This is a genomic window from Rhodococcus sp. AC861, assembly GCF_979256035.1.
Genome location: NZ_CEEDMW010000003.1, coordinates 389,639 through 412,667, shown reverse-complemented (window position 1 = coordinate 412,667; position 23,029 = coordinate 389,639). Strand labels below are relative to the sequence as shown.

The following is a 23,029-nucleotide window of genomic DNA, read 5'->3' as shown; positions in this document are numbered from 1 at the left end:
CGTGCAGGAGTTTCGTACGGTCTAGCGGTGCGGCTTCGTCGATCTGTTCGAAACAACCTAATCGCCCCCGGGGCGATCCGTGCGGCCGCGCACGCCGACGGCCTCACCCTGGACATGTATCAACTCGCCGCGGCCGACGCGCTCGAACAGCTTCGACATCGCGGCGTCTACCTGTGGGGTCCGCCCGGTCGCGGCAAGACGTGGTTGATGAACACCTATTCCGCTCTGGCGTCGACCGACCGGAAAGTGCGCACTCACTTCCATAGCTTTCTCGCCGACCTCCATACGGTTCTTCACAAGAACGGCCACGACCTGGCTGCCGCACTGGACCATCTCGTCGGTGACGTCGATGTCCTGTGCTTCGACGAACTGCACGTCCACGATCCAGCGGACGCGATCTTCGTCAGTCGACTTCTGACGGCGCTGTTCGAGCGTCCGACGGTTGTTGTCGCGACATCGAACTACCCACCCGGCGGACTCCTCCCGAACCCGTTGTTCCACAACATGTTCGAGCCTGCCATCCGTCTTCTCGAACGTTCGATGGACGTCGTGTGCGTCGACGGACCGATCGATTACCGCACCGTCGAACCCCCGTCGACACGCACGGGCTTCGCTGCAGGCCGGTGGATCAGCCTCGAGGACACCCAGCCGAGCCGGATGCCTACTCCCGAACCTCGAGAGGCCGAGCGTCTCACGATCGGCGGTCGAACCGTCGAGGCACTCGCCGTGCGCGCAGACCTGGTGTGGTTCACCTTCGACTCGTTATGCGTCCGGCCCCACGCCCCGACAGATTTCCTCGCCCTGGCAGAACGCTTCCCCCGGTGGGTGATCAGCGAAATCCCGGGGCCGAGCCGACTCGCCCGCGACGCTGCTCATCGTTTCGGCAGTCTCGTCGACGTCTTGTACGACGCGTCCATCCGAACGGACTTCCTAGCGAACGTCTCGTTGGAAGAGTTTCTCGGTAGTCGACATCTACCGATCGACGCCACTCGGATGGCCAGTCGACTCGGTTGCGTCGATACAGCGACGCGGGACTGACACGTGCCGACTGCTGTGCGTCACACAAGCTACGGGTTTCAAGATTCTGCTGACATTCCCGGGAGCCGCTGATGCTGCAACATCCGCATTTCCCGGGTAGGTCAGCGAGTAGGACCTTCGTGTAGCTCGGCCCCTGCAGGGAAGGCGAGGACGAACTCCTCACCCACGTCACCGACCGCGTCCGAGACTGCCGTGGTCACGACGATGCGGTGATCGTCGACGGTCCGGATCCGCACTGTTCGACCCTCATAGGTGAACTTGTCCATCAGGAATCGGAGGCCGCGGCGCTCGAGCGCCACTTCGGCCTCCGGCCACTCCGATACCGCGGCCAACGTTCGGCCGAGCCGGTCGACCGGCACCAGATCAGGTGCCTGTGACTGCATGTCGATCCACCCGATCACCTCGCCGTCGTCACGGCCGTGCGGGATCCAGTGATCGGGTACGGCCATGTCAGCTCGCGGTAGCGTCCAGAGCCCGCGACATGGACGCTGCCATCTGCTCGACCTCGTCGTCGGTCATGACGAACGCGGGCGAGAACTGGATCGCGCCGTTGCCCGCCGCTCGGGCGGACACGCCCTCACGGCGCAGCGTCTTGACGAACGGCATCGCGTAGGTAGGGTCGGCGAACTGCACCGCCGCAACGACGCCCATGCCGCTGCGCACCTCGCTGATCAGATCGTGATCTGCCAGGGATGAGAGATGCTGGTGCAGCGACGCTTCGAGCCGAGAGGCATGTGTCAGCAGGCCTTCGTCCTCGATGATGTCGAGGTTCGCCATCGCGGCTGCGGCCGCGCCCGCATGTCCGCCGTAGGTGTAGCCGTGGCGCCACCATGCGCCACCCTCGTAGAAGGGTGCGGCGACACGAGGGCTGACGAAGACGGCTCCCATCGGTACGTACCCGGACGTGAGTCCCTTGGCAGTGCACATCATGTCGGGCTCGAGATCGAACTTCGACGACGCGAACCACGCTCCGCCGATGCGGCCGAAGCCCGTCACGACCTCGTCGGCAACGAACAGGATGTCGTGGTCGCGGCAGATCTGGCGCACCTCGTGCAGGTACCCCTCGGGCGGCAGGTAGACCCCGCCTGCGCCGATGATCGGCTCCGCGAAGAAGGCCGCGATGGTGTCAGCACCTTCCTTCTCGATCAGCTCGAGGAGTGCTTTGCCCTCGTCCCAGGCAACCGTGCGGGCGTCCGACATGAGCTCGCCGTAGTTCTCGCGGTTCAACGGAAGTCCCGACAGAGCCGTTCCGGCGACGTGCATACCGTGGTACGCCTTCTGCCGGCCGACGACGATGGTCTTGCCGGGGTTGCCCACCTGGTGCCAGTAGCGGCGAGCCAGCTTCGCCGCGGTGTCGATGGAATCCGATCCACCCGAGGTGAAGAAGATCTTGCTACCGGCGACGGGTGCGATGGCGGCGAGACGGTCGGCGAGCTCGAGCGTCACGTCGGGAACGACGTCACCGAACGTGGAGTAGTGCGCGAGGGTGGACAGTTGCCGAGCCACGGCGTCGGCGATGGCCGTCCGGCCGTGACCGACGTTGGTGAACCACAGTCCCGCGGTCCCGTCGAGATACCGGGTGCCCTTGTCGTCCCAGATGGACGCACCGTCGCCGCGAGCGACGACGAAGCGTCCCCCCGACTCGACGGTGTGCATATCGGCGAATCCGTGCCAGAAGGCGGATGACGTGTGCTGTGGCGAGGTCACGAGGGATCAGACTAGGCCACGGGACGCGCGGATTCCCGACCGGCGGGAGGTCGCCAACTCCCCCACCCGATCCACCGCGAGCGCGATCAGCAGGAACGCCGCGACGAGAACGACGAGCCCGATGGCGAGAGGGACGTACCCGCTTCCGCGGGGGTCGAGGAACGGGTACGGGTACCAGTCGACGATGGGCCCGCGGATCAGGCTGTAGACGCCGTAGACCACGGGGAATGCCAACCACACCAGCGGTGCGAACTCACTGTTCCGACGCCGTGGTGGGTCGAGGACCCAATCGACGACGATGAGGACGGGGACGATCCGGTGCAGGACCGCATTGGTCCACGCGTCCTGGATCTGCACGTCGACGTTCGACAGCAACACCGCGTACACGATCCCGGTGATCACCATGTAGGTCGTGGCCGCCCCGCGGACCTTGTCGAAGGTCTCCGAACGGGGATCGACGACCCCGCCGACCAGGAAGACCACGACAGCCAGCACGTTGCTCAGCACGGTGAAGTAGCTGAAGAAGTTGGCGAGCGAGAACCCGGCGACGTCCGCGGACCGGACAGGGATCCAGATCAGCGCGGCCAGCCCGAGCAGAGCGGCGACGACACGGAATACGCGCAGCGCGACCGGGGTGTCGACGCGAGCGTCCGGCGAGGTCATGAAGCGATCCTCACACGAGCGCGGTCCTCCGCGCCCAGCAACGGAACACTAGATCGCGACGCGGTGCTCCCTGTCGCCCTGCCACGCGTCCACCGCGTCGGACACCGGCAGTCCCAGTGCCGCACAGATCTGCAGCACGGTCCCGAAGCTGGGGCTCGCAATCCGCCCCACCTCGATCTTGCGGAGCGTCTCGGGTGAGATGCGGGCGTCACGGGCGACGACCTCGGGGTCTCGTCCCGCTCGTGCGGCACGCAGGACGGCGCCGAGGCGACGACCGGCCTCGACCTGCTCGGGACTCAGAGGAATGCGGACCACAGGGTCAGCATAGCGGTATTCCTGTACCGGTCTGCTACCGTTCGTTGGTATTGAAATACCGACAGGAAGCGATGGACGGATGATCGAGCTCAAGGGCCCTGCCGAGATCGACAAGATGGCGGTGACCGGCGCGTTCGTGGCCGAGACACTGACGACGCTGTCGGAGCAGGCGCAGCCCGGCGTGAACCTGATGGATCTCGAACATCACTGCCGCGACCTCGTCGCCACGCGCGGCGCGGTGTCCTGCTACTGGGACTACGCCCCCGAGTTCGGCAACGGACCGTTCCGCAACGTCATCTGCCTGTCGGTCAACGATCGTGTGCTGCACGGTCTTCCGTTCGATCACACGCTCGCGGCAGGTGACGTCCTCAGTCTGGACTTCGCGGTGTCCATCGACGGATGGGTCGCCGACTCGGCACTGACCGTCGTCGTCGGCGACAACCCTGATCCTGCGGATGTCGAACTGATCGAGAGCACCCGGCGCGCGCTGGATGCCGGCATCGCCGTTGCCGTCGTCGGTGGGCGACTCGGGGACATCTCGGCGGCGATCGAGAACGTCGCGCGCGAGACCGGAAAGCAGGTCAATACAGATTTCGGTGGTCACGGCCTGGGCCGGACGATGCACGAGGACCCGCACGTGGCCAACGTCGGTCGTGCGGGATCGGGATTGAGACTCAGGGCCGGGATGACCCTCGCGCTGGAACCGTGGTGGTCGCGCGGAACGGCGAAGCTCGTCATGGACCCGGACGGATGGACCCTCCGGTCGGCCGACGGAACCATGACCGCCCACTCCGAGCACACCATCGCGATCACGGACGACGGGCCACGCATCCTGACGCAGCGGTGACGGATAAACTGGCGTGAGCCATGTCGACATCTGCTCCCCCGTCCTCCGGACACACCCGCCGCGACCTGACGGCCCGCCTGTCCGACCTCACCTTCCGTGATGCCCACAGGCTGCGCCGTCGTCTCGACCGCAGCCGTAAGCCCGCCGAACTCGAGTCGATCGCTGCCGAGATAGGACGTGCCGAGGCCACGATTGCATCGCGTCGCGCATCCGTTCCCGCGATCACCTACCCGGAGGCGCTGCCCGTCTCCGCGCGCAAGGACGACATCGCCGCCGCGATAGCCGAGAACCAGGTGGTCATCGTCGCCGGAGAGACGGGATCGGGAAAGACGACGCAGATTCCCAAGATCTGTCTCGAACTCGGTCGCGGCGTCCAGGGAGTCATCGGACACACGCAGCCCCGGCGACTGGCGGCCAGGACCGTCGCGGAACGTATCGCCGACGAGCTCGGTCAGGAGATCGGCGACGCTGTCGGTTACACGGTCCGCTTCACCGACCACTCCAGCGACAACACGCTGGTCAAGCTGATGACCGACGGCATCCTGCTGGCCGAGATCCAGCGCGACCGGCTGTTGCGCCGCTACGACACGATCATCATCGACGAGGCTCACGAGCGCAGCCTCAACATCGACTTCATCCTCGGCTACCTCGCGCGCCTCCTGCCGCAGCGTCCCGATCTGAAGGTCATCGTCACCTCCGCCACCATCGACCCGGGCCGCTTCGCGCACCATTTCGCGGTGAACGGCGTCGACGCGCCGATCGTCGAGGTATCGGGCCGGACGTTCCCCGTCGAGGTCCGGTATCGGCCGCTCACGGTCGAGAACGGCGAGCAGACCATCGAACTCGACCCTGTCGACGCCACGTGCGACGCCGTCGAGGAACTGCTCACCGAACCCGAGGGCGACGTGTTGGTGTTCCTGTCGGGCGAGCGCGAGATCCGCGACACTGCGGACGCGTTGAAGGATCGCCGACTGCGCAACGTCGAGATTCTCCCGCTCTACGCCCGGCTGTCCGCGGCAGAGCAGCACCGCGTCTTCACCGGCCACACCGGGCGACGAGTGGTGTTGTCCACCAACGTCGCCGAGACGTCGCTCACCGTGCCCGGCATCCGGTACGTCGTCGACCCCGGAACGGCGCGCATCTCGCGCTACTCGCTCCGCACCAAGGTGCAGCGTCTGCCGATCGAACCGATCTCGCAGGCCTCGGCTCGACAGCGCGCCGGCCGCTGCGGACGTGTCGCGGACGGGATCTGCATCCGCCTGTACTCGGAGGAGGATTTCGACGCCCGCCCCGAGTACACCGACCCCGAGATCCTGCGCACGAATCTCGCATCCGTCATCCTGCAGATGGCCTCGCTGGGACTGGGCCGTATCGACGCGTTCCCGTTCGTCGAAGCCCCCGACCCGCGCAGCATCCGTGACGGCCTGGGCCTGCTCGACGAACTCGGCGCTCTCGAGTCGCAAGGCGAGGACGGGCCGGTCCTGACCGCTCTCGGCAAGGAGCTCGCCGGCCTCCCGGTCGACCCGCGTATGGCGCGCATGTTGGTCGAGGCCAATCGCAACGGATGCCTGCGGGAGGTGCTCGTCATCGTGTCCGCACTGTCCATCCAGGACGTGCGCGAACGCCCCGCCGAGCATCAGCAGGCGGCGGACGAGATGCACAAGCGTTTCGTCGTCGACGGTTCCGACTTCCTGGCGCTCTGGGAGTTGTGGACATATCTCGGCGAGCAGCGACGAGACCTGTCCTCGAACCAGTTCCGTCGTATGTGCCGCTCGGAATTCCTGCACTACCTCCGCATCCGCGAATGGCAGGACCTGCACGGACAGCTGCGGCAGATCACGCGCGGCCTGGGATGGACGATGCCCGACGCGGGCGACTCCTCCGAGCCTGACCACGCCGTGATTCATCAGTCACTGTTGCCGGGACTGCTGTCCCACATCGGTGTTCGCGAGGGCGACAAGAAGGACTTCCTCGGAGCGCGCGGGTCGTCGTTCGCCGTGTTCCCCGGCTCGTCGCTGTTCCGTAAGCCTCCGCGGTGGATCATGGCGGCCGAACTCGTGGAGACGAGTCGACTGTGGGCGCGCATGGGTGCGCGCATCGAGCCCGAGTGGGCCGAGAAGTTGGCGCCGCACCTGATCAAACGTCAGTACTCGGAGCCGCACTGGTCGACGAAGCGCGAAGTCGCGATGGCCTACGAGCGCGTCACGCTGTACGGGATTCCGCTCGCGGCTCGCCGCCCGGTCACGTTCAGCTCGATCGATCCCGAGATCTCGCGGGATCTGTTCATCCGGCACGCCCTCGTGCAGGGCGAGTGGCGCACGCACCACCGCTTCTTCCACGCGAATCAGGAGATGCGCAGCGACGCAGAGGAACTGGAGTCGCGTGCTCGTCGCCGCGACATCGTCGTCGACGACGACACGCTGTTCGCGTTCTACGACGAGAGGATCCCGGCCACCGTCGTCTCGGCACGTCACTTCGACCGGTGGTGGAAGAAGACGTCGAGGACGACACCAGCTCTGCTCGACTTCGATCGGACGACCGTCGTCAACCCGGCGGCGGCTGCCGTCCTGGGCGGCGACTACCCGGACGCGTGGCGCCAGGGTGAGTTGCAGTTCCCGCTCACGTATCAGTTCGAACCCGGACGTGAGGACGACGGCGTCACCATCACCATTCCGATCGCTCTGTTGCCGCAGGTAGCGGACGTCGGATTCGACTGGCTCGTTCCCGGCATGCGCGTGGAACTCGTCACCGCCCTGATCAAGACACTCCCGAAAGAGCTGCGGCGCAACGTCGTTCCCGCTCCGGATCATGCGGCGGCGGCAGTCGCGGCGATGCGTCCCCGCACGGAGCCGTTGCTGGCTGCGCTCTCGCGTGAGCTCACCCGCATGGGCGCCGTACCGATCCGGCCGGCCGACTTCGATCCGTCCGCTCTGCCGCGACACCTGAAGATGACGTTCGTCGCCGTGGACGACTCGGGCACCCGTCTGGGCAAGGACACATCCCTGACCGCCCTGCGCGCGCGGCTGGGTTCTGCTGCCGCCGCCGCGGTAGGAGCGGCGGCGAAGGATTCCGAGCGAGCCCCCGCGACCCGGTGGACCTCCGAGACCATCGGCACACTCGAACCCACCGTGACACGGACTGTCAATGCGCAGACGGTCACCGGGTACCCGGCGTTGGTCGCGGAGAAGGGTGGCGTCGCGGTGCGGGTCCTCGGATCGGCGGCCGAACAGCGCGCGGCAATGCGGAACGGCACCCGCCGACTGCTTCTCGACGCGATCCCGGTGGCGGGCAAGAACCTCCTGACCGGCCGCTCCCCCGCGCAGCGACTGGCCCTCGGCCAGAATCCCCATGGCAGCATCGAGGCGTTCATCGACGACTGCCGCACACTCGCGGCGGACGAACTGATGATGAAGCACGGCGGACCGGTATCGAGCCCTGATGCATTCGCGGCGCTGGAGAAAGCGGTCCGGGGCGAACTGGCCGGACGAACCGCGGCGGTTCTCCGCCTCGCCGAGCCGAGCCTGGCTGCGGCTGCGCAGGTCCGACTCGCACTCGACGGAGCTCGAGGAGACGCAGCCGACGATGTCCGTCAGCAGCTGGAAGGTCTGATCTTTCCGGGGTTCGTCTTCGAGACGGGCGAGTCCCATCTGCCGCATCTTCCCCGCTACCTCCAGGGTGCGGAACGCCGACTGAGAGCTCTTCCGTCGAGCGCCACTCGGGACGCCGCGGGTATGGATGCCCTCGATCGTGTCTACGCCGACTACGACGCGCTCCTGGGTGCCGTGTCGGACTCCGTCGCCCGTAGCGATGCGGTGCGCGATATCGCGTGGATGATCGAGGAACTGCGAGTCAATCTGTTCGCTCAGACTCTGGGAACCGCGTACCCGGTGAGTGAGAAGCGTGTCCGCAAGACCATCGCGGACGTTCGGCGCGCGGCCGGACGCTAGGTTGCGGGCTCGGCTTCGGGGACGTCCAGACCGGCACGGTGCCGACGGAGATCGTCGATCTCTCGCTCGAAGTCGTCTGCACTGCTGAACGAGCGGTAGACCGACGCGAAGCGCAGGTACGCCACCTCGTCGAGGTCTCTCAGCGGGCCGAGGATGGCGAGCCCTACCTCGTTGCTGGGGATTTCCGCGGACCCTGACGCGCGCACGGTGTCCTCGACCTGCTGGGCCAGGAGCACCAACGCGTCGTTGTCCACCTGGCGACCCTGGCAGGCACGACGGACACCCTTGATGACCTTGTCGCGACTGAACGGCTCACTGACGCCGCTGCGCTTGACCACGGACAGCACAGCGGTCTCGACCGTCGTGAAGCGTCGACCGCATTCGGGGCAGGATCGGCGCCGCCGGATCGCCTGGCCTTCTTCCGCTTCGCGCGAATCGACGACGCGCGAGTCGGGGTGGCGGCAGAACGGGCAGTGCATGGGTAAGCGACCCCTCGGTAGCACGGACAACTCGGACGCCGTGTCGGCATCCGACCTGTCGAGGATACCGCCAGGAGCAGACCGCGAAGTCGCCGCGTACCCCAGCGTCGTCACCGTCCGGTGACGACGCCCGCGTCGATCTGCTGGGAGACGGACGGCTGCGTCGGCGCGTCTGCCGATCGCATGTTGGCGAGCCCCACGAGCCCCAGAGCGGACACCGCTGTGATCAGCGCCACAGCAACCATCGACGCGAATCCGTGCGACCGACGGGTGCGGTGTTCGACCTGCGACACGCCCGGCGAACGACGCCGGTAGTCCGTCGCGCCCGCGTCGGGACGGCTCGAATCCCGCGGAGCGGTCCGGCGACGAACCGGTGTGCGGCCACGGGTCTGCGTCGACGCCCCGTGCGTTCGGGCGGGCACCTGGCCCCAGTAGGACTCGTCGTCGCAGGTCCAGCGGTCGGAGACGGGAGAATCGAGATCGATGGACCGTGCGGTGTCGATGGTCAGAACGTCACTACGAGTCACTGCAACCACTCCTCGTGGATAGCCGGTGGCCTCCGCGACGCTCTCCCACCGAAGTGTTCGAACGTCGCACTCGACCACGCGTTCGAATGAACGCATGTTCGATGTATAGCAGGGCCCACCGACAAAGTGCATCGAACACGCGACACGAATCGAACAGGTGTTTGATCCGAAGGGTGTTTCGGTTTAGGTTCGACACACGCACCACGGACGTGACACCAGCATCATCTGCACCACGGAGCTGGTTGTTCCACCCGCATCCACCGATGGAGGTATCTCGATGAAGGACGACAGCTCATCCGGCTCGGCTGGAGGGCGCACGACCGCTGGCGGTTCCGCCACCACGGCCGACACCGACTCGGGTCTCACCGAACGTCAGCGGCGCGTTCTCGAGGTGATCCGTGCGTCCGTCACCGAGCGCGGGTATCCGCCCAGCATCCGCGAGATCGGCGATGCCGTCGGCCTGACGTCCACGTCGTCGGTCGCCCATCAGCTCCGCACTCTCGAGCGTAAGGGCTTCCTCCGTCGCGATCCCAACCGTCCCCGTGCAGTCGACGTGCGACTGCCCGGCGAGAACGGGCGGCCCGAGACTGCACCTGCCGTCGCGCAGGACGACATGGTCGCGTCGGACACCACCAACCACCTCGACACGTCCACGTCGAACGGTGACGACGACCGTCTACCCGTGCCGACGTTCGTTCCCGTCCTCGGCCGGATCGCCGCCGGCGGTCCGATCCTTGCCGAGCAGGCCGTGGAAGACGTCTTCCCGTTGCCACGTGAGCTCGTCGGGTCCGGCTCTCTGTTCCTGCTGCGCGTCGTCGGCGAGTCGATGATCGACGCCGCGATCTGCGACGGCGACTGGGTCGTGGTCCGCCAGCAGAACGTCGCGGACAACGGCGACATCGTTGCCGCCATGATCGACGGCGAAGCCACGGTCAAGACGTTCAAGCGCACCGGCGGCGACGTGTGGCTGCTCCCCCACAACGACCTGTTCGAACCTATTCCCGGTAACGACGCCGTGGTCCTGGGCAAGGTCGTCACGGTGATGCGCAAGCTCTGATCCACGACACACGAAAGCCGGCGCTGGATTTCCAGCGCCGGCTTCGTCGTGTTCGGTGTGGTTACAGATCCAACCCGCGACCGATGATCTCCTTCATGATCTCGGTCGTACCGCCGTAGATCGTCTGGACACGAGAGTCCATGTACGCCTTGGCGATCGGGTATTCCTTCATGTAGCCGTAGCCGCCGTGCAGCTGCAGGCACCGGTCGATGAGCTTGACCTGGTTCTCGGTGGTCCACCACTTGGCCATGGCGGCTTCCTGCACCGACAGCTCGTTCGCGTTGAGCTGCTCGATGTACTTGTCCACCATGATGCGGACGGCAGTCGTCTCGGTCGCGCACTCGGCGAGCACGAAGCGTGTGTTCTGGAACTTGCCGATCGGCTTCCCGAACGCCTTGCGGTCCTTGCAGTACTGGATCGTCATCGCCAGCGCCGACTCCATCGCGGCAGCCGCGACGACGGCGATCGACAGACGCTCCTGAGGCAGGTTCTGCATCAGGTAGATGAAGCCCATGCCCTCCTCGCCGAGCATGTTGGCGGCGGGAATGCGGACGTCGGTGAAGCTGAGCTCCGCGGTGTCCTGCGCCTTCATACCGATCTTGTCGAGGTTGCGGCCGCGCTCGAATCCGGGCATGTCGCGCTCGACGACGAACAGGCTGAAGCCCTGCGCGCCCTTCTCGGGATCGGTGCACGCCACCACGATGATGATGTCGGCATTGATGCCGTTGGTGATGAACGTCTTGGAGCCGTTGAGCACCCAGTCGTCACCGTCACGGACGGCCTTGGTCTTGATGCCCTGCAGGTCGCTACCGGTACCCGGCTCGGTCATCGCGATCGCGGTGATCAGCTCACCGGAGCAGAAGCCGGGCAGCCAGCGCTGCTTCTGCTCGTCGTTCGTCAGCTCGATGAGGTACGGAGCGACGACGTCGTTGTGCAGCGTGAACCCGATGCCGCTGTAGCCACCGGCCGTGGTCTCCTCGGTGACGATGGCGTTGTAGCGGAAGTCCTTGACCCCGCCGCCGCCGAACTCCTCCGGCACGGCCATGCCCAGGAAGCCCTGCTTACCGGCCTCGACCCACACGCCGCGGTCGACGATGTTCTGGGTCTCCCACTCGGCGTGATGCGGCGCGACATGCTGCTCGAGAAATTTCTTGTACGAGCTGCGGAAGAGGTCGTGCTCGGCCTCGAACAACGTGCGCTTCATGGTTCTCCTCGTTAGGCGTACGGCGGATCTCACTCGAGAGTAGAACCCGAGTGCACGCTGGGTCGATGACCAGTGCGAGCACGTTCGGTGACTGCGGTGCCGTCGCCGGGCGGAGTTCGGTGCGGTGAGCCGCGGTATCCGCGGCTCAGCGCACCCTGCGGCCTCAGAACTCGAGCACCCACCGGTGCCCGACGCGCTCGGCGACGACACTTCCGCTGGTCGCCGACGCGAGGACACCGTCGAGCCGGTCACCGTCCCCGATCACCCGCAGGCGCACGTCGGACCCGTAGGCGACGTCGTCGATGACGAATGCGTGCACGCGCAGAACGCCCTCCACCCGACCGGCATCCGCATGGGACAAGGCCATCTCGAGAACGTCGACACGCGCGAGCTCGCCCACCTCCGCACGGTCGAGCGCCGCACTCACCGCACCCGAGTACGCGCGCACCAAGCCACCGGCCCCCAGCTTGACGCCCCCGAACCAGCGGCTGACGACAGCCACCACATCGACGAGATCGCGGCCGGTCAGCACGCCGAGCATGGGAACGCCCGCCGTGCCACCGGGTTCACCGTCGTCCGATGCGCGCTGACGGCGGTGTTCCTGATCTGCGCCGACGACGAAGGCCCAGCAGTGGTGGCCGGCGTCGGGGAACTCTGCGGTCACCGCGGCGACCACCTCGAGCGCCGCGGACTCCGTACGGACGGCGACCACACGGGCAAGGAACCGGCTCCGCTCGATCACCGTCTCGGCGTCGACGGGTCGGGACGAGACGAGGGTGTGCGGCACGAAGGCAGCCTAGATCCGACGGTTGTGGCCGGCCTGCAGGACGAGAGGCGGCAGAATCCAGACGACGAGCGCCGCGGTCACCCACCAGTACCAACCCGGAACGGCATTCAGCGCCAGGGCTCCGACGAACAGAGCAGATCCACTGCAGCCTTGCAGCAGATCGACGTCACGGCGACGCACTGCAGGCCCGCGCAACCAGGAGATGCGCTGGTCACCGCTCTCCCGCACCGTCCGCCTCGTCGACGCAACGCCGAGAACCACGGCAACGATCAGGGCAACAGCCGCAACCGTCGCACGAGCAGCAGTGTTGGGGAGCGCGAGCGTTGAGGCGGCTGCCGAGGCAGACACCGCGAGGGCGAGCAGTGTCTTCCACGCCGGCGTCGACGGCCACTGGTCGGGCGCCACGCTGACGGGGCGCATGGGCTCCAGCGGCGGGTGACTCACCACCTCAGCGTCTCACGGACCGATCAGTCTCGTCGGCGCTCCGACAGCACGCGCAGCAGCGGGTAGGCGACGAGGATGCCGAGCGAGCCCCACACGATTCCGCCGAGTTCGACGGACCCGATGGTCAACGTCAGATCACCGACACCGGCAACCAGTGCTGCAGCCGCGACCATGAGGTTGACGGGCTTGGTGAAGTCGATGCCCGCCTCTTGCCAGATGCGCACGCCGAGAAGGCCGATCAAGCCGTACAGCACCAACGTCGCACCCCCGATGACGCCGCTGGGGACGGTGAAGATGAGGGCGCCGAACTTCGGCGAGAACGCCAGGACCAGCGCGGTGATCGCGGCAACCCAGTACGCGGCGGTCGAGTACACGCGCGTCGCGGCCATGACGCCGATGTTCTCCGCGTAGGTCGTGGTGCCGGACCCGCCACCTGCTCCGGCGAGCGCTGTGGCGACACCGTCCGCGATCAGGGCGTCGCCGGCGACGTCGTCGAGCGGCTTGCCGGTCATCGCGGCGACGGCCTTGACGTGTCCGACGTTCTCGGCGACCAGCACCACGACGACGGGCAACGCGACCAGAATGGCCGAGAGCTGGAAGGTCGGGCCGGTGAACTCGGGAGCACCGAACCACGACGCCTCGCGCAGGGCATCCACCCGCAGGGGGTCCACGGCGCCGGTGACCGCACCGAACACCCACCCCACCACGACGCCGACCAGGATGCCCAGGCGCCCGATGAGCCCCGGAACCGCGACGGTCACCAACAAGACGACGACCAGCGTCACGGTGGCCACCAGCGGCTGAGCTTCGTACGACGTCGTGGCGGTGGACGCGAGGTTGAAGCCGATCAGCGCGACGATGGCGCCGGTGACCAACGGAGGCATCACGGCGTCGAGTGCTGCGCTGCCCGCGATCTTGACGACGACGCCCACGGCGGCCAGCGCGACGCCGACCACGAGCACGGCGCCGAGTTGCACGGCAGCACCGTCGCCCGCCGTGGCGGCGAGCGGTGCGATGAAAGCGAAGGACGACCCGAGGTAGCTGGGCAGCCGGCCGCGCGTGATGAGGAGGAACAGGGCAGTGCCGAGTCCGGAGAAGAACAGCGTCGTCGTGACCGGAAACCCGGTGATCGTCGGAACCAGCAGAGTAGCGCCGAACATCGCGACGACGTGCTGCATCCCGATCCCCACCGTGCGTGGCCAGGACAACCGCTCGTCCGGGGCGACCACGGCGTCGGGTGCCACGGTGCGACCGTCGCCATGGACGGACCAGCGAGGGAAGAACTGCCTGGATCGAGTTGTCGTCACGGCGGAAATGATGTCACGCGGGAAGGCCGGAGGCCGGTCGAAGGGGGTCGGGCCTCGTCACCCGAGCAGGCTGGACGCGACCTGACGTGCTTCGGCAGGGCTCGAGGTGGACAGAACGGCCTCGGCCGCGGCGCGGCACTGGTCGAGGGTGACCGTGCCGAGCTTCGCACCGACACCGGCGACGGCGGCCGACGCTGCCGAGAGCGATGTGACCCCGAAGCCGACGAGGACGCAGGCGAGAAGCGGGTCGGCTGCGGCCTCACCGCAGACCCCGACGGGCTTGTTCACTGCTGCACCGGCTTTCGCTGCGTGCGCGACCAGCGTGAGAACAGCGGGCTGCCACGGGTCGGTCAGCGCCGCGAGATCGGCGGACATCCGGTCGGCTGCCATCGTGTACTGCGCGAGGTCGTTGGTGCCGATGGACAGGAAGTCGACGTGGTCGAGGATGCGGTCCGCGAGCAGAGCTGCGGCGGGGACCTCGATCATGACGCCGGGAGTGAGTCCGCGCTCGCGCACGTCGGCGGCGAAGGCCTGCGCCTCGGCGGACGTGGCGATCATAGGGGCCATGACCCACGGGGAGGACTGCGTGCTCTCAGCTGCGGCCGCGATGGCGTCGAGTTGGCGATGCAGGATGCCTCGGTTGCCCTCGGCGATCCGGATGCCGCGGACGCCGAGCGCCGGGTTGGCCTCGTCGGCGTGGTTCGCGAAGCGCAGTGGCTTGTCGGAACCGGCGTCGAGCGTGCGGACGACCACTTTCGATCCGTCGAAGGCGTCGAGTACCTCGGCGTAGATGGAGGCCTGCTCGTCGACGGTGGGCTCGACGTCGCGGTCGAGGAAGCTGAGCTCGGTGCGGAACAGGCCCACACCGTCGGCGGCGGTGGACCGAGCCGCTCGTGCTCCAGCGCCGTCCTGCACGTTCGCGAGGATGTCGACGCGGTGGCCGTCGGAGGTCTGTCCGGGACCGCTCCAGCCGGCGACCTCGGCGAGGTGCACGGACGAATCCTGTACGGCGGCACGCGCTGTCGACGGATCGGGCTCGATGTCGATGCGCCCGGTGGTGCCGTCGACCATGACGAGCGTTCCGACGGCGACGTCGTCGAGGCCGGTCGCCGCGACGATGCACGGAATACCGAGCTGGCGGGCGATGATCGCGGTGTGGCTGGTGGGGCCGCCGAGCGAGGTCGCCAGTCCGACGACGAGAGATGCGTCGAGGCCTGCGGTGTCGGCGGGCGCCAAATCGTCCGCCAGGAGCACGGACGGCTGGGACGGGGTGGGGATGCCAGGCTCGGGTAGGTCGGACAGTTCGGCGATCACGCGGTCGCAGATGTCCATGAGGTCGGTGATGCGCTCGGCCATCCGCCCACCGAGCTTGGCGAACATGGCGACGAACTGATCCGTCGCGGTAACGGCGGCGAAGGCGGCGTCCGAGCCCTTGCCGATGGCTTTGACGCCGGCGCCGATCCACCCGCGGTCCTCGGCCATCGCCGCGTTGGCGGCGAGTACCTCGGAGGCCGATCCTGTCGCCAGCGCAGCGCGAGCCTGCAGGCGTCGGCCGACCTCGGCTGCCGCGGCGCGGAAGCGCTCCTTCTCCGCGTCGCGTGCGTCCTCGGCGATCTCGGTGGCCGTGTCGGGCCGCGAGGGTCGCGGTGCCGGGCGGACGACGGGCCCGTATCCGACCCCGGGCACGACCGGCGTTCCCTGCACGTGCGCCGTCGGCTGTGCGTCGTTCACGGTGACCGATCCCGTCATCTGGTTCCTCCTGCTACCGAGTGGGTGCGGGGGCGTCTCGCCGACCGCTGTGTGTCGCGTCTCCCGCGACAACTTCTGTGATTCAGATTACTCGAACCTCTTGACATGTCAACAGAGACGGGCGTAAAACAACATAAACCAACAGTGAAACAACGGATCGGACGGAGGGGCGGTGAACACGATGTACGCAGAGGAACGCCAGAACGCCATCGCCGGCCTCATCGGTCAACGCGGCCGCGTCTCCGTCGCCGACCTGGCCGACACCTTCGGGGTGACCACCGAGACGGTGCGTCGCGACCTGGCCTCGCTCGACCGCATGGGTGTCGTACGCCGCGTCCACGGGGGCGCAGTTCCCGCCACGTCGGTCACCGCCGTCGAGCCCGGTATGGCCGAGCGCGAGCACACCCGCACCAGGGAGAAGGACCGCATCGCTGCTGCAGCCGTCGCGTTCCTTCCGCCCGCGGGTGGGTCCATCGCCCTCGACGCGGGCACCACGACGGGCCGCCTGGCCGCGCTGATCCCCGTCGACTCGGACCTGACCGTCGTCACCAATTCGCTGCCCATCGCGACCCGACTCGCCGCGGTGCCCTCGCTGGACCTGCACCTGCTCGGTGGTCGGGTCCGCGGCGTCACCCAGGCCACCGTCGGCGAGGACACACTCCGCGTCCTCGGAACCGTTCGCGTCGACGTCGCCTTCATGGGCACCAACGCGATCAGCGTCGCGCACGGCCTCTCCACCCCCGACACCGACGAGGCCGCCGTCAAGCGCGCGATGGTCGGGTCCGCGGATCGCGTCGTCGTCGTCACCGACTCGGCCAAGATCGGCCTCCAGTTCTTCATGTCCTTCGCCGCACTGGACTGTGTGGACGTCCTCGTCACCGACGACGGCATCACCGACACCGACTGCACCCGTCTGCAGCAACACGGATTGGAGGTGGTGGTCGCATGATCCTCACCCTGACGGCCAACCCCAGCATGGACCGCACGGTCACTCTCGACGCTCCGCTCGTGCGCGGCTCCGTGCACCGCAGCGCGACGACCACGACGGAACCCGGCGGTAAGGGCGTCAACGTCGCGCGAGTCGTCACGTCCGCCGGTCGCACGGCCACGGCCGTGCTGCCGTGCAGCGGGACCGATCCGCTGCTCGGAGCTCTCGGCATCCTGGGCGTGCGTTACCACGCGGTGCCCACCTCGGGTATCGCACGCACCAACCTGACCATCAGCGAGCCCGACGGCACGACGACCAAGATCAACGAGCCGGGCGCCGGCCTCGCTCCCGAAACCGTCGACGCGCTCATGGCGTCGGTACTCGATCTGGCGCAGCGTGCGGACTGGGTGGTCCTGTCGGGCTCGATTCCGCCGGGAGTCGACGCCACCTGGTACGGCCGCCTGGTCACCGCGCTTCGCGAGGTGTCGGCGAAGGTTGCCGTGGACACCTCCGACGATCCCCTCACCGCGCTCGCCGCCGGCTTCCCGGCGACGGCACCCGATCTGATCAAGCCGAACGCGGAAGAACTTGCGCACCTCACCGGCCACGACGGCGACATGCTCGAAGCCAGTGCCGCACAGGGTGACCCGTACCCCACCGTCGAGGCCGCGCGCGTCCTCGTCGACCGCGGAGTGGCTGCCGTCCTGGCGACACTCGGTGGGTCCGGGGCCGTCCTGGTCACCGCGACAGGGTCGTGGTTCGCCACCCCTCCCCCGATCACCCCGCGAAGCACCGTCGGCGCGGGCGACTCGTCGTTGGCCGGATACATCCTGGCCGATCTCGACGGCGAGGACGGTGCCGGTCGACTCGCCCGGGCCGTCGCCTACGGATCCGCAGCCGCGGCCCTACCCGGAACCCGGTTGCCGACGCCGTCCGACGTCGACATCACCGCCGTTCCCGTCCACACCCTCGACTCGTCACCCGCCGTACCCCAGTCCTGATCCCGCCGCTCCACTTCACCTACAGAGGAAACGACATGTCCAGTCCCACCACGGCTCACGATGCCAAGCCCGGCATCATCGCCGAGGACCTCATCCTGCTCGACGCCGATCTCGGCTCGACGAAGGACGATGTCATCGCCCGCCTCGCTCGCGTCCTCACCGATGCGGGCCGTGCATCGGATGCCGACGCCCTGCGCGACGCCGCGATGGCTCGTGAGGCGCAGTCGGCCACCGGCCTGCCCGGCGGCATCGCGATCCCGCACTGCCGGTCCGCGGCCGTCACTACGGCATCGCTGGGATTCGCTCGCCTGAACCCGAAGGTCGAGTTCGGCGCACCCGACGGCGACGCAGACCTCGTCTTCCTCATCGCCGCACCGGACGGCGCGGGCGCGGAACACATGAAGCTGCTGTCCTCGTTGGCACGCGCCCTGGTCAAGCCGGCGTTCGTGACGTCGTTGCGCGAAGCCGCCACCCCCGCCGACGTCGTCGCACTGGTCGAGGGCGTCCTGGCCCCGAAAGTCCCGAAGGCCGCTGCCCCCGTCACCACCACGAAGACCGCGCCTCCCGCTCCGACCGCCACGGCGGACGCTGCCAAGCACATCGTCGCGATCACCGCATGCCCCACCGGCATCGCTCACACCTACATGGCTGCCGACTCCCTCAAGGACGCCGGCGACCGTGCGGGCGTCACCGTGCACGTCGAGACGCAGGGCTCGAGCGGCTCCACTGCTCTTGACCCGGCACTCATCGCCTCCGCCGAGGCCGTCATCTTCGCCACCGACGTGGGCGTGAAGGGTCGCGAGCGTTTCGCGGGCAAGCCCGTCATCGAATCCGGCGTCAAGCGCGCGATCAACGAGCCCGACAAGATGGTCGCCGAGGCTCTGCGCGCCGGCGGTGACCCGAATGCCGCTCGTGTCTCGGGCACCGCACCGGGAGCGTCGGCTGCCGCCGCTGCCGGTGGTCTCGGCTGGGGCACCCGGTTGCGCCAGATCCTGCTGACCGGTGTCAGCTACATGATTCCGTTCGTCGCTGCCGGCGGACTCCTCATCGCCCTCGGCTTCCTTCTCGGTGGATACGAGATCAAGGGTGTCGCCGAGGACATCATGACCAACAACAGCCTCACCAACCTGCCCGACGGTGGACTCCGCATCTTCATCGGTGCGGTGCTGTTCCAGCTCGGCGGCCTGGCCTTCGGCTTCCTGGTCCCGGCCCTGTCCGGCTACATCGCCTTCGCCATCGCGGACCGTCCCGGTATCGCCCCCGGCTTCACTGCCGGTGCGGTGGCCCTGTTCGTCGGCGCCGGCTTCATCGGTGGCCTCGTCGGTGGTCTCATCGCCGGCTTCGTCGCACTCTGGATCAGCCGGATCGCGGTGCCGCCGTGGCTGCGTGGCCTGATGCCCGTCGTCATCATCCCGCTGGGAGCGACCCTCGTCGTCGGCGGTCTGATGTTCCTCGTACTGGGTCGCCCGCTCGCCGCCATCACCACCGGCCTGACCAACTTCCTCAACGGTCTCTCGGGCTCGTCGGTCATCATCCTGGGCATCATCCTGGGTCTCATGATGTGCTTCGACCTCGGTGGACCCGTGAACAAGGCCGCCTACGCCTTCGCCACCGCCGGCCTCAGCGTCGACAACGAGGCATCGCTGCGCATCATGGCCGCCGTCATGGCTGCCGGCATGGTTCCCCCACTCGCCATGGCTCTGTCGTCCACCCTGCGTCCGAAGCTCTACAGCGAGGCCGAGCGTGAGAACGGCAAGGCTGCATGGCTTCTCGGAGCTGCGTTCATCTCCGAAGGTGCGATCCCGTTCGCCGCGACCGACCCGCTGCGCGTCATCCCCTCGATGATGGCCGGCGGAGCCGTGACCGGTGCGCTGATCATGTCCTTCGGCACCACGCTCAGCGCGCCCCACGGCGGACTGCTCGTGTTCTTCGCCATGAACAACTTCTTCCTGTTCCTGCTGGCACTGGCGATCGGCACCGCGGTTTCCGCGGCCCTGATCACTGCCGCCAAGCAGTTCGCCGGCAAGAAGCCCGCCGAGATCATCGACGAGCCGGTCGCCGTCGCAGCCTGACACCCACGTCAGCACCCTCGCAGCTGGCACTATCGACAGCAGCACTCACCAGACGAAGAAGGAGATCACCACGATGCCCAGCACCACGGTCGCAGTCGGATCCGCCATCGGCCTGCACGCTCGCCCCGCCGCCGTCATCGCCGAAGCAGTCGCCGATTCCGGTGTCGACGTCACCCTCGAGGTCGACGGCGAAGAGGCCGTCGACGGAGGATCGGCGCTGATGATCATGACGCTCGGAGCCACCAAGGGCACCGAGGTGAAGATCACCAGTGACGACCAGGCGACGTTGGACAAGATCGCGGGCCTCGTCGCCTCGGATCTCGACGCCTGACCTCACCGGCACAGCAGCCGAGCCCCACTCCGAACCCGGAGTGGGGCTCGACTGCTGTCAGCGGGACCGGAAGAGGCGACGTACCAGCAGGGCCGTGACCAGCACGACGACACCTACCGACGCGGCAGCGGCGATCAACGGGATCAGGATGGACCCGGTGGGTTCGGCGGGAGCGTCCGTCGACATCTGCTCCGCGCCGAAGGCAGACATGGCGGATCCGGCCAGGGATACCGCGTCCCTGACGACGAGCACCGCGGGCAGCGCCGCTGCCGAGTCGACACCCTGCTCCGAGCCGAGCAGCAGGTCGCCGTCCTCGGTGAATGCGAGGGCCTCACCCTGCGGCTGCGGCGGGAGCGCGGTCACGGACGACGGTGCTGTCGACAAAGCTTGTGCGACATCTCCGTCGGACACCGGCCACAGGTACAGATCGGTGTAGGTACGCACCGCGGCGACCGTCCCGTCGGAACTCACGGCGCCACCTGTCACCAGTCGACTGCCGTCGAGAAGCGGCGGGCCGCCGGGGCTGGTGGTGGCGGCCGGGGCGAAATCCGCGACGCGTCGCAAGGGGGTGGGGCCGGGACTTGCGAGATCCGACACCCGCGTGTCCGTGGTGTAGACACCGCCGGTACCGAGACCGTCCTTGGTGACGACGACGGGTCGGCCGTCGCTACCGATGAGCAACGCTTCGGCGTCGTGCGCCCCGTCCGGATAGGTCAGGCGGTGGAGTTCACCCGCACCGCCTTGCGCCGGATCCATGCGTGTCAACGCCACAGCGTCACGACGTCGGTCGTTGTCGCCGATGTCGGCCAGCCACAGCGACCCGTCGTAGGAGGAGAGATCCTCCACGTCGTAGGGATCGACGGGGTTCGGAAGCCACTGGGCCACAGCGCACTCGGCATCCATCCGGGCGACGCGATCGTCCACGCCGCTGTCGCCGATGCCGTACAGCGACCCGTCGAGAACGGTCAGACCGGACAGCTCCGACAGACCCGGATCGGTGGGGAGACAGTACTGCTCCGCGCCGCCGTCATCCGTCTGCGCCGCGGCCGGGGACGCCACGAGCAGCGTCACTGCCGCCGCGCACAGGACGGGGACGACGCGGGGCGTCAAGCGCTGTACGCGAAGCTCGTGAGCTGCGACGCCAGAGCCGTCGGCACGGTCGCATCGATGCGTGTGCCTCCGTCCTCGTGGGTCGTGCTCGCGATGCGGCCGTCCGCGTGGATCCGCGACACCAGGTCACCCCGGTCGTACGGGACCAGCACGCTGACCGAGACCTCGGGCGGACGCACCAGCTCACCGAGACGTGTGCGCAGCTCCTCGATGCCCTCACCGGTCTTCGCCGACACGAACACCGCGCCGGGAAGCAGCCCGCGGAGCTGCGTGAGCGTCACCGGATCGGCAGCGTCGATCTTGTTGACCACGATCAGCTCCTCCGGAGCAACCGTGTTCTGCTCGCGCACGACGGAGACGATGACCTCCCGTACCGCTTCGATCTGACCCACCGGCAGAGGATCGGAACCGTCGACGACGTGGAGCAGCAGGTCGGCGTCGGTGACCTCTTCCAAGGTCGACCGGAACGCTTCGACCAGTTGCGTCGGCAGATGCCGCACGAATCCGACGGTGTCGGTGAGGACGCACTCGCGTCCGTCCTCCAGGGTGGCCTTGCGAGTGGTCGGATCGAGCGTGGCGAAGAGCGCGTTCTGCACCAGCACCCCGGATCCTGTGAGCGAGTTCAGCAGCGAGGACTTGCCCGCGTTCGTGTACCCCACGATGGCAATGGACGGCACGTTGCTGGTCAGCCGACGCTCACGCTTGGTGTCGCGCGCCTGCTTCATGCCGCGGATCTCCCGACGCAGTTTGGCCATGCGCTCACGAATGCGTCGTCGGTCGGTCTCGATCTTCGTTTCACCGGGACCGCGCAGACCCACGCCGCCGTTGCTGCCGGCGCGACCACCCGCCTGGCGGGACATCGACTCACCCCAGCCTCGAAGTCGGGGAAGCATGTATTCCATCTGGGCGAGGGCGACCTGCGCCTTGCCCTCACGGGACGACGCGTGCTGAGCGAAGATGTCGAGGATCAGCGCAGTCCGGTCGATGACCTTGACCTTGACGATCTTCTCCAGCGCCGTCAGCTGTGCAGGAGTCAGTTCACCGTCGCACACGACGGTGTCGGCGCCGGTAGCGATGACTACCTCGCGCAGTTCCTTCGCTTTGCCCGAACCGATGTAGGTGGACGCATCGGGGCGGTCGCGTCGCTGGACGAGTCCCTCGAGCACCTCGGACCCTGCGGTCTCGGCAAGTGCTGCGAGTTCGGTCATGCTCGACTCCGCCTCTTCGGCGGAACCGCTGGTCCACACACCGACCAGCACGACGCGCTCGAGGCGCAGCTGGCGGTATTCGACCTCGGTGACGTCGGTGAGTTCGGTGGAGAGACCTGCTACGCGTCTGAGCGCGCTGCGGTCGTCGAGCTGCATGTCGCCGGTGGACCACTCGGCGTCGTGCTCGGAATGGGGTGCTGTCGTGTCGGCCGCTGTCGTGTCGGCCGCTGTCGTGTCGGACTTCGGGGCCGATGCATTCGTTGTCGTCATACGAGATCCATGATCCACGAAAAACCCCCGTTGCGCAC

At 67.6% G+C, this 23,029-nt stretch carries 21 protein-coding genes; 8 read left to right on the top strand and 13 right to left on the bottom strand.

Going from position 1 to position 23,029, the window contains the following annotated elements; genetic code table 11:
• Window positions 1-27: 27 nt before the first annotated feature.
• On the top strand, window positions 28-1,038 hold the full coding sequence (zapE, locus tag AC0IX4_RS11470; protein WP_471829020.1) for a cell division protein ZapE: 1,011 nt from the start codon (window positions 28-30) through the stop codon (window positions 1,036-1,038).
• 101 nt (window positions 1,039-1,139) lie between these two features.
• Here zapE and AC0IX4_RS11465 read toward each other — a convergent pair whose 3' ends face one another.
• From AC0IX4_RS11465 to AC0IX4_RS11450, 4 genes are read right to left on the bottom strand one after another with little or no spacing between them, the layout of a single operon-like run.
• Entirely contained in the window at window positions 1,140-1,487 is a 348-nt protein-coding gene (locus AC0IX4_RS11465) for a hypothetical protein (protein ID WP_471829019.1), read from the bottom strand.
• Window position 1,488: 1 nt separating this feature from the next.
• On the bottom strand, window positions 1,489-2,694 hold the full coding sequence (locus tag AC0IX4_RS11460) for an aminotransferase family protein (protein WP_471829309.1): 1,206 nt from the start codon (window positions 2,692-2,694) through the stop codon (window positions 1,489-1,491).
• Between the two features lie 57 nt (window positions 2,695-2,751).
• Window positions 2,752-3,408 (bottom strand): Pr6Pr family membrane protein, encoded by a 657-nt coding sequence (locus AC0IX4_RS11455; protein WP_471829018.1) that lies wholly within the window; start codon window positions 3,406-3,408, stop codon window positions 2,752-2,754.
• A gap of 48 nt (window positions 3,409-3,456) precedes the next feature.
• Window positions 3,457-3,723 (bottom strand): helix-turn-helix domain-containing protein, encoded by a 267-nt coding sequence (locus tag AC0IX4_RS11450; protein ID WP_471829017.1) that lies wholly within the window; start codon window positions 3,721-3,723, stop codon window positions 3,457-3,459.
• 79 nt (window positions 3,724-3,802) lie between these two features.
• On the opposite strand from AC0IX4_RS11450, the gene map reads away from it, so the two are divergent.
• Together map and hrpA are read left to right on the top strand one after the other, a co-directional pair.
• The gene (map, locus tag AC0IX4_RS11445; protein WP_471829016.1) at window positions 3,803-4,570 is read left to right on the top strand and encodes a type I methionyl aminopeptidase; all 768 of its coding nucleotides are present in this window, start codon (window positions 3,803-3,805) and stop codon (window positions 4,568-4,570) included.
• Window positions 4,571-4,590: 20 nt separating this feature from the next.
• Complete coding sequence (gene hrpA, locus AC0IX4_RS11440) at window positions 4,591-8,517, top strand: ATP-dependent RNA helicase HrpA (protein WP_471829015.1); 3,927 nt, start codon at window positions 4,591-4,593, stop codon at window positions 8,515-8,517.
• Here the strand turns inward: hrpA and nrdR are convergent.
• Window positions 8,514-8,996 carry a transcriptional regulator NrdR gene (nrdR, locus tag AC0IX4_RS11435; RefSeq protein ID WP_042572725.1) on the bottom strand — a complete coding sequence of 161 codons (483 nt, stop codon included), beginning with the start codon at window positions 8,994-8,996 and terminating at the stop codon, window positions 8,514-8,516. The genes hrpA and nrdR overlap by 4 nt on opposite strands.
• A gap of 110 nt (window positions 8,997-9,106) precedes the next feature.
• Entirely contained in the window at window positions 9,107-9,619 is a 513-nt protein-coding gene (locus AC0IX4_RS11430; RefSeq protein ID WP_471829014.1) for a hypothetical protein, read from the bottom strand.
• Window positions 9,620-9,800: 181 nt separating this feature from the next.
• On the opposite strand from AC0IX4_RS11430, the gene lexA reads away from it, so the two are divergent.
• Complete coding sequence (lexA, locus tag AC0IX4_RS11425; RefSeq protein ID WP_042572624.1) at window positions 9,801-10,580, top strand: transcriptional repressor LexA; 780 nt, start codon at window positions 9,801-9,803, stop codon at window positions 10,578-10,580.
• Window positions 10,581-10,641: 61 nt separating this feature from the next.
• Here the strand turns inward: lexA and AC0IX4_RS11420 are convergent, their stop codons facing one another.
• From AC0IX4_RS11420 to AC0IX4_RS11400, 5 genes are all read right to left on the bottom strand, one after another.
• Window positions 10,642-11,784 (bottom strand): acyl-CoA dehydrogenase family protein, encoded by a 1,143-nt coding sequence (locus AC0IX4_RS11420; protein ID WP_042572623.1) that lies wholly within the window; start codon window positions 11,782-11,784, stop codon window positions 10,642-10,644.
• A 163-nt stretch (window positions 11,785-11,947) separates the two neighbouring features.
• Window positions 11,948-12,571 carry an IMPACT family protein gene (locus AC0IX4_RS11415; RefSeq protein ID WP_471829013.1) on the bottom strand — a complete coding sequence of 208 codons (624 nt, stop codon included), beginning with the start codon at window positions 12,569-12,571 and terminating at the stop codon, window positions 11,948-11,950.
• A 9-nt stretch (window positions 12,572-12,580) separates the two neighbouring features.
• Window positions 12,581-13,015: a hypothetical protein gene (locus AC0IX4_RS11410; protein WP_471829012.1), complete on the bottom strand. Its 435-nt coding sequence runs from the start codon at window positions 13,013-13,015 to the stop codon at window positions 12,581-12,583.
• A 23-nt stretch (window positions 13,016-13,038) separates the two neighbouring features.
• Window positions 13,039-14,322: a uracil-xanthine permease family protein gene (locus tag AC0IX4_RS11405; protein ID WP_471829011.1), complete on the bottom strand. Its 1,284-nt coding sequence runs from the start codon at window positions 14,320-14,322 to the stop codon at window positions 13,039-13,041.
• 57 nt (window positions 14,323-14,379) lie between these two features.
• Complete coding sequence (locus AC0IX4_RS11400) at window positions 14,380-16,071, bottom strand: phosphoenolpyruvate--protein phosphotransferase (RefSeq protein ID WP_471829010.1); 1,692 nt, start codon at window positions 16,069-16,071, stop codon at window positions 14,380-14,382.
• 181 nt (window positions 16,072-16,252) lie between these two features.
• Here AC0IX4_RS11400 and AC0IX4_RS11395 point away from each other — a divergent pair, with 181 nt between their 5' ends.
• From AC0IX4_RS11395 to AC0IX4_RS11380, 4 genes are all read left to right on the top strand, one after another.
• The gene (locus AC0IX4_RS11395) at window positions 16,253-17,020 is read left to right on the top strand and encodes a DeoR/GlpR family DNA-binding transcription regulator (RefSeq protein ID WP_042572724.1); all 768 of its coding nucleotides are present in this window, start codon (window positions 16,253-16,255) and stop codon (window positions 17,018-17,020) included.
• The gene (locus AC0IX4_RS11390) at window positions 17,017-18,000 is read left to right on the top strand and encodes a 1-phosphofructokinase family hexose kinase (protein WP_471829009.1); all 984 of its coding nucleotides are present in this window, start codon (window positions 17,017-17,019) and stop codon (window positions 17,998-18,000) included. Before AC0IX4_RS11395 ends, AC0IX4_RS11390 begins: the two co-directional genes overlap by 4 nt.
• A gap of 35 nt (window positions 18,001-18,035) precedes the next feature.
• Window positions 18,036-20,072, top strand: a complete 2,037-nt coding sequence (locus AC0IX4_RS11385; protein ID WP_471829008.1) for a PTS fructose transporter subunit IIABC — start codon at window positions 18,036-18,038, stop codon at window positions 20,070-20,072.
• 73 nt (window positions 20,073-20,145) lie between these two features.
• Entirely contained in the window at window positions 20,146-20,403 is a 258-nt protein-coding gene (locus AC0IX4_RS11380; RefSeq protein ID WP_471829007.1) for an HPr family phosphocarrier protein, read from the top strand.
• 57 nt (window positions 20,404-20,460) lie between these two features.
• Here AC0IX4_RS11380 and AC0IX4_RS11375 read toward each other — a convergent pair whose 3' ends face one another.
• Together AC0IX4_RS11375 and hflX are read right to left on the bottom strand one after the other, a co-directional pair.
• The gene (locus AC0IX4_RS11375) at window positions 20,461-21,513 is read right to left on the bottom strand and encodes a hypothetical protein (RefSeq protein WP_471829006.1); all 1,053 of its coding nucleotides are present in this window, start codon (window positions 21,511-21,513) and stop codon (window positions 20,461-20,463) included.
• The gene (hflX, locus tag AC0IX4_RS11370) at window positions 21,510-22,991 is read right to left on the bottom strand and encodes a GTPase HflX (RefSeq protein ID WP_471829005.1); all 1,482 of its coding nucleotides are present in this window, start codon (window positions 22,989-22,991) and stop codon (window positions 21,510-21,512) included. The genes AC0IX4_RS11375 and hflX overlap by 4 nt, the downstream gene beginning before the upstream one ends.
• Between the last annotated feature and the right edge of the window lie 38 nt (window positions 22,992-23,029).

Bases quoted from the DNA above. Each gene is read 5' to 3' on its own strand.
- AC0IX4_RS11465 (WP_471829019.1), bottom strand. From the start codon at position 1,487: ATGGCCGTACCCGATCACTGGATCCCGCACGGCCGTGACGACGGCGAG.
- AC0IX4_RS11460 (WP_471829309.1), bottom strand. From the start codon at position 2,694: ATGCACACCGTCGAGTCGGGGGGACGCTTCGTCGTCGCTCGCGGCGAC.
- AC0IX4_RS11455 (WP_471829018.1), bottom strand. From the start codon at position 3,408: ATGACCTCGCCGGACGCTCGCGTCGACACCCCGGTCGCGCTGCGCGTA.
- map (WP_471829016.1), top strand. From the start codon at position 3,803: ATGATCGAGCTCAAGGGCCCTGCCGAGATCGACAAGATGGCGGTGACC.
- hrpA (WP_471829015.1), top strand. From the start codon at position 4,591: ATGTCGACATCTGCTCCCCCGTCCTCCGGACACACCCGCCGCGACCTG.
- nrdR (WP_042572725.1), bottom strand. From the start codon at position 8,996: ATGCACTGCCCGTTCTGCCGCCACCCCGACTCGCGCGTCGTCGATTCG.
- AC0IX4_RS11430 (WP_471829014.1), bottom strand. From the start codon at position 9,619: ATGCGTTCATTCGAACGCGTGGTCGAGTGCGACGTTCGAACACTTCGG.
- lexA (WP_042572624.1), top strand. From the start codon at position 9,801: ATGAAGGACGACAGCTCATCCGGCTCGGCTGGAGGGCGCACGACCGCT.
- AC0IX4_RS11420 (WP_042572623.1), bottom strand. From the start codon at position 11,784: ATGAAGCGCACGTTGTTCGAGGCCGAGCACGACCTCTTCCGCAGCTCG.
- AC0IX4_RS11400 (WP_471829010.1), bottom strand. From the start codon at position 16,071: ATGACGGGATCGGTCACCGTGAACGACGCACAGCCGACGGCGCACGTG.
- AC0IX4_RS11395 (WP_042572724.1), top strand. From the start codon at position 16,253: ATGTACGCAGAGGAACGCCAGAACGCCATCGCCGGCCTCATCGGTCAA.
- AC0IX4_RS11390 (WP_471829009.1), top strand. From the start codon at position 17,017: ATGATCCTCACCCTGACGGCCAACCCCAGCATGGACCGCACGGTCACT.
- AC0IX4_RS11385 (WP_471829008.1), top strand. From the start codon at position 18,036: ATGTCCAGTCCCACCACGGCTCACGATGCCAAGCCCGGCATCATCGCC.
- AC0IX4_RS11380 (WP_471829007.1), top strand. From the start codon at position 20,146: ATGCCCAGCACCACGGTCGCAGTCGGATCCGCCATCGGCCTGCACGCT.
- hflX (WP_471829005.1), bottom strand. From the start codon at position 22,991: ATGACGACAACGAATGCATCGGCCCCGAAGTCCGACACGACAGCGGCC.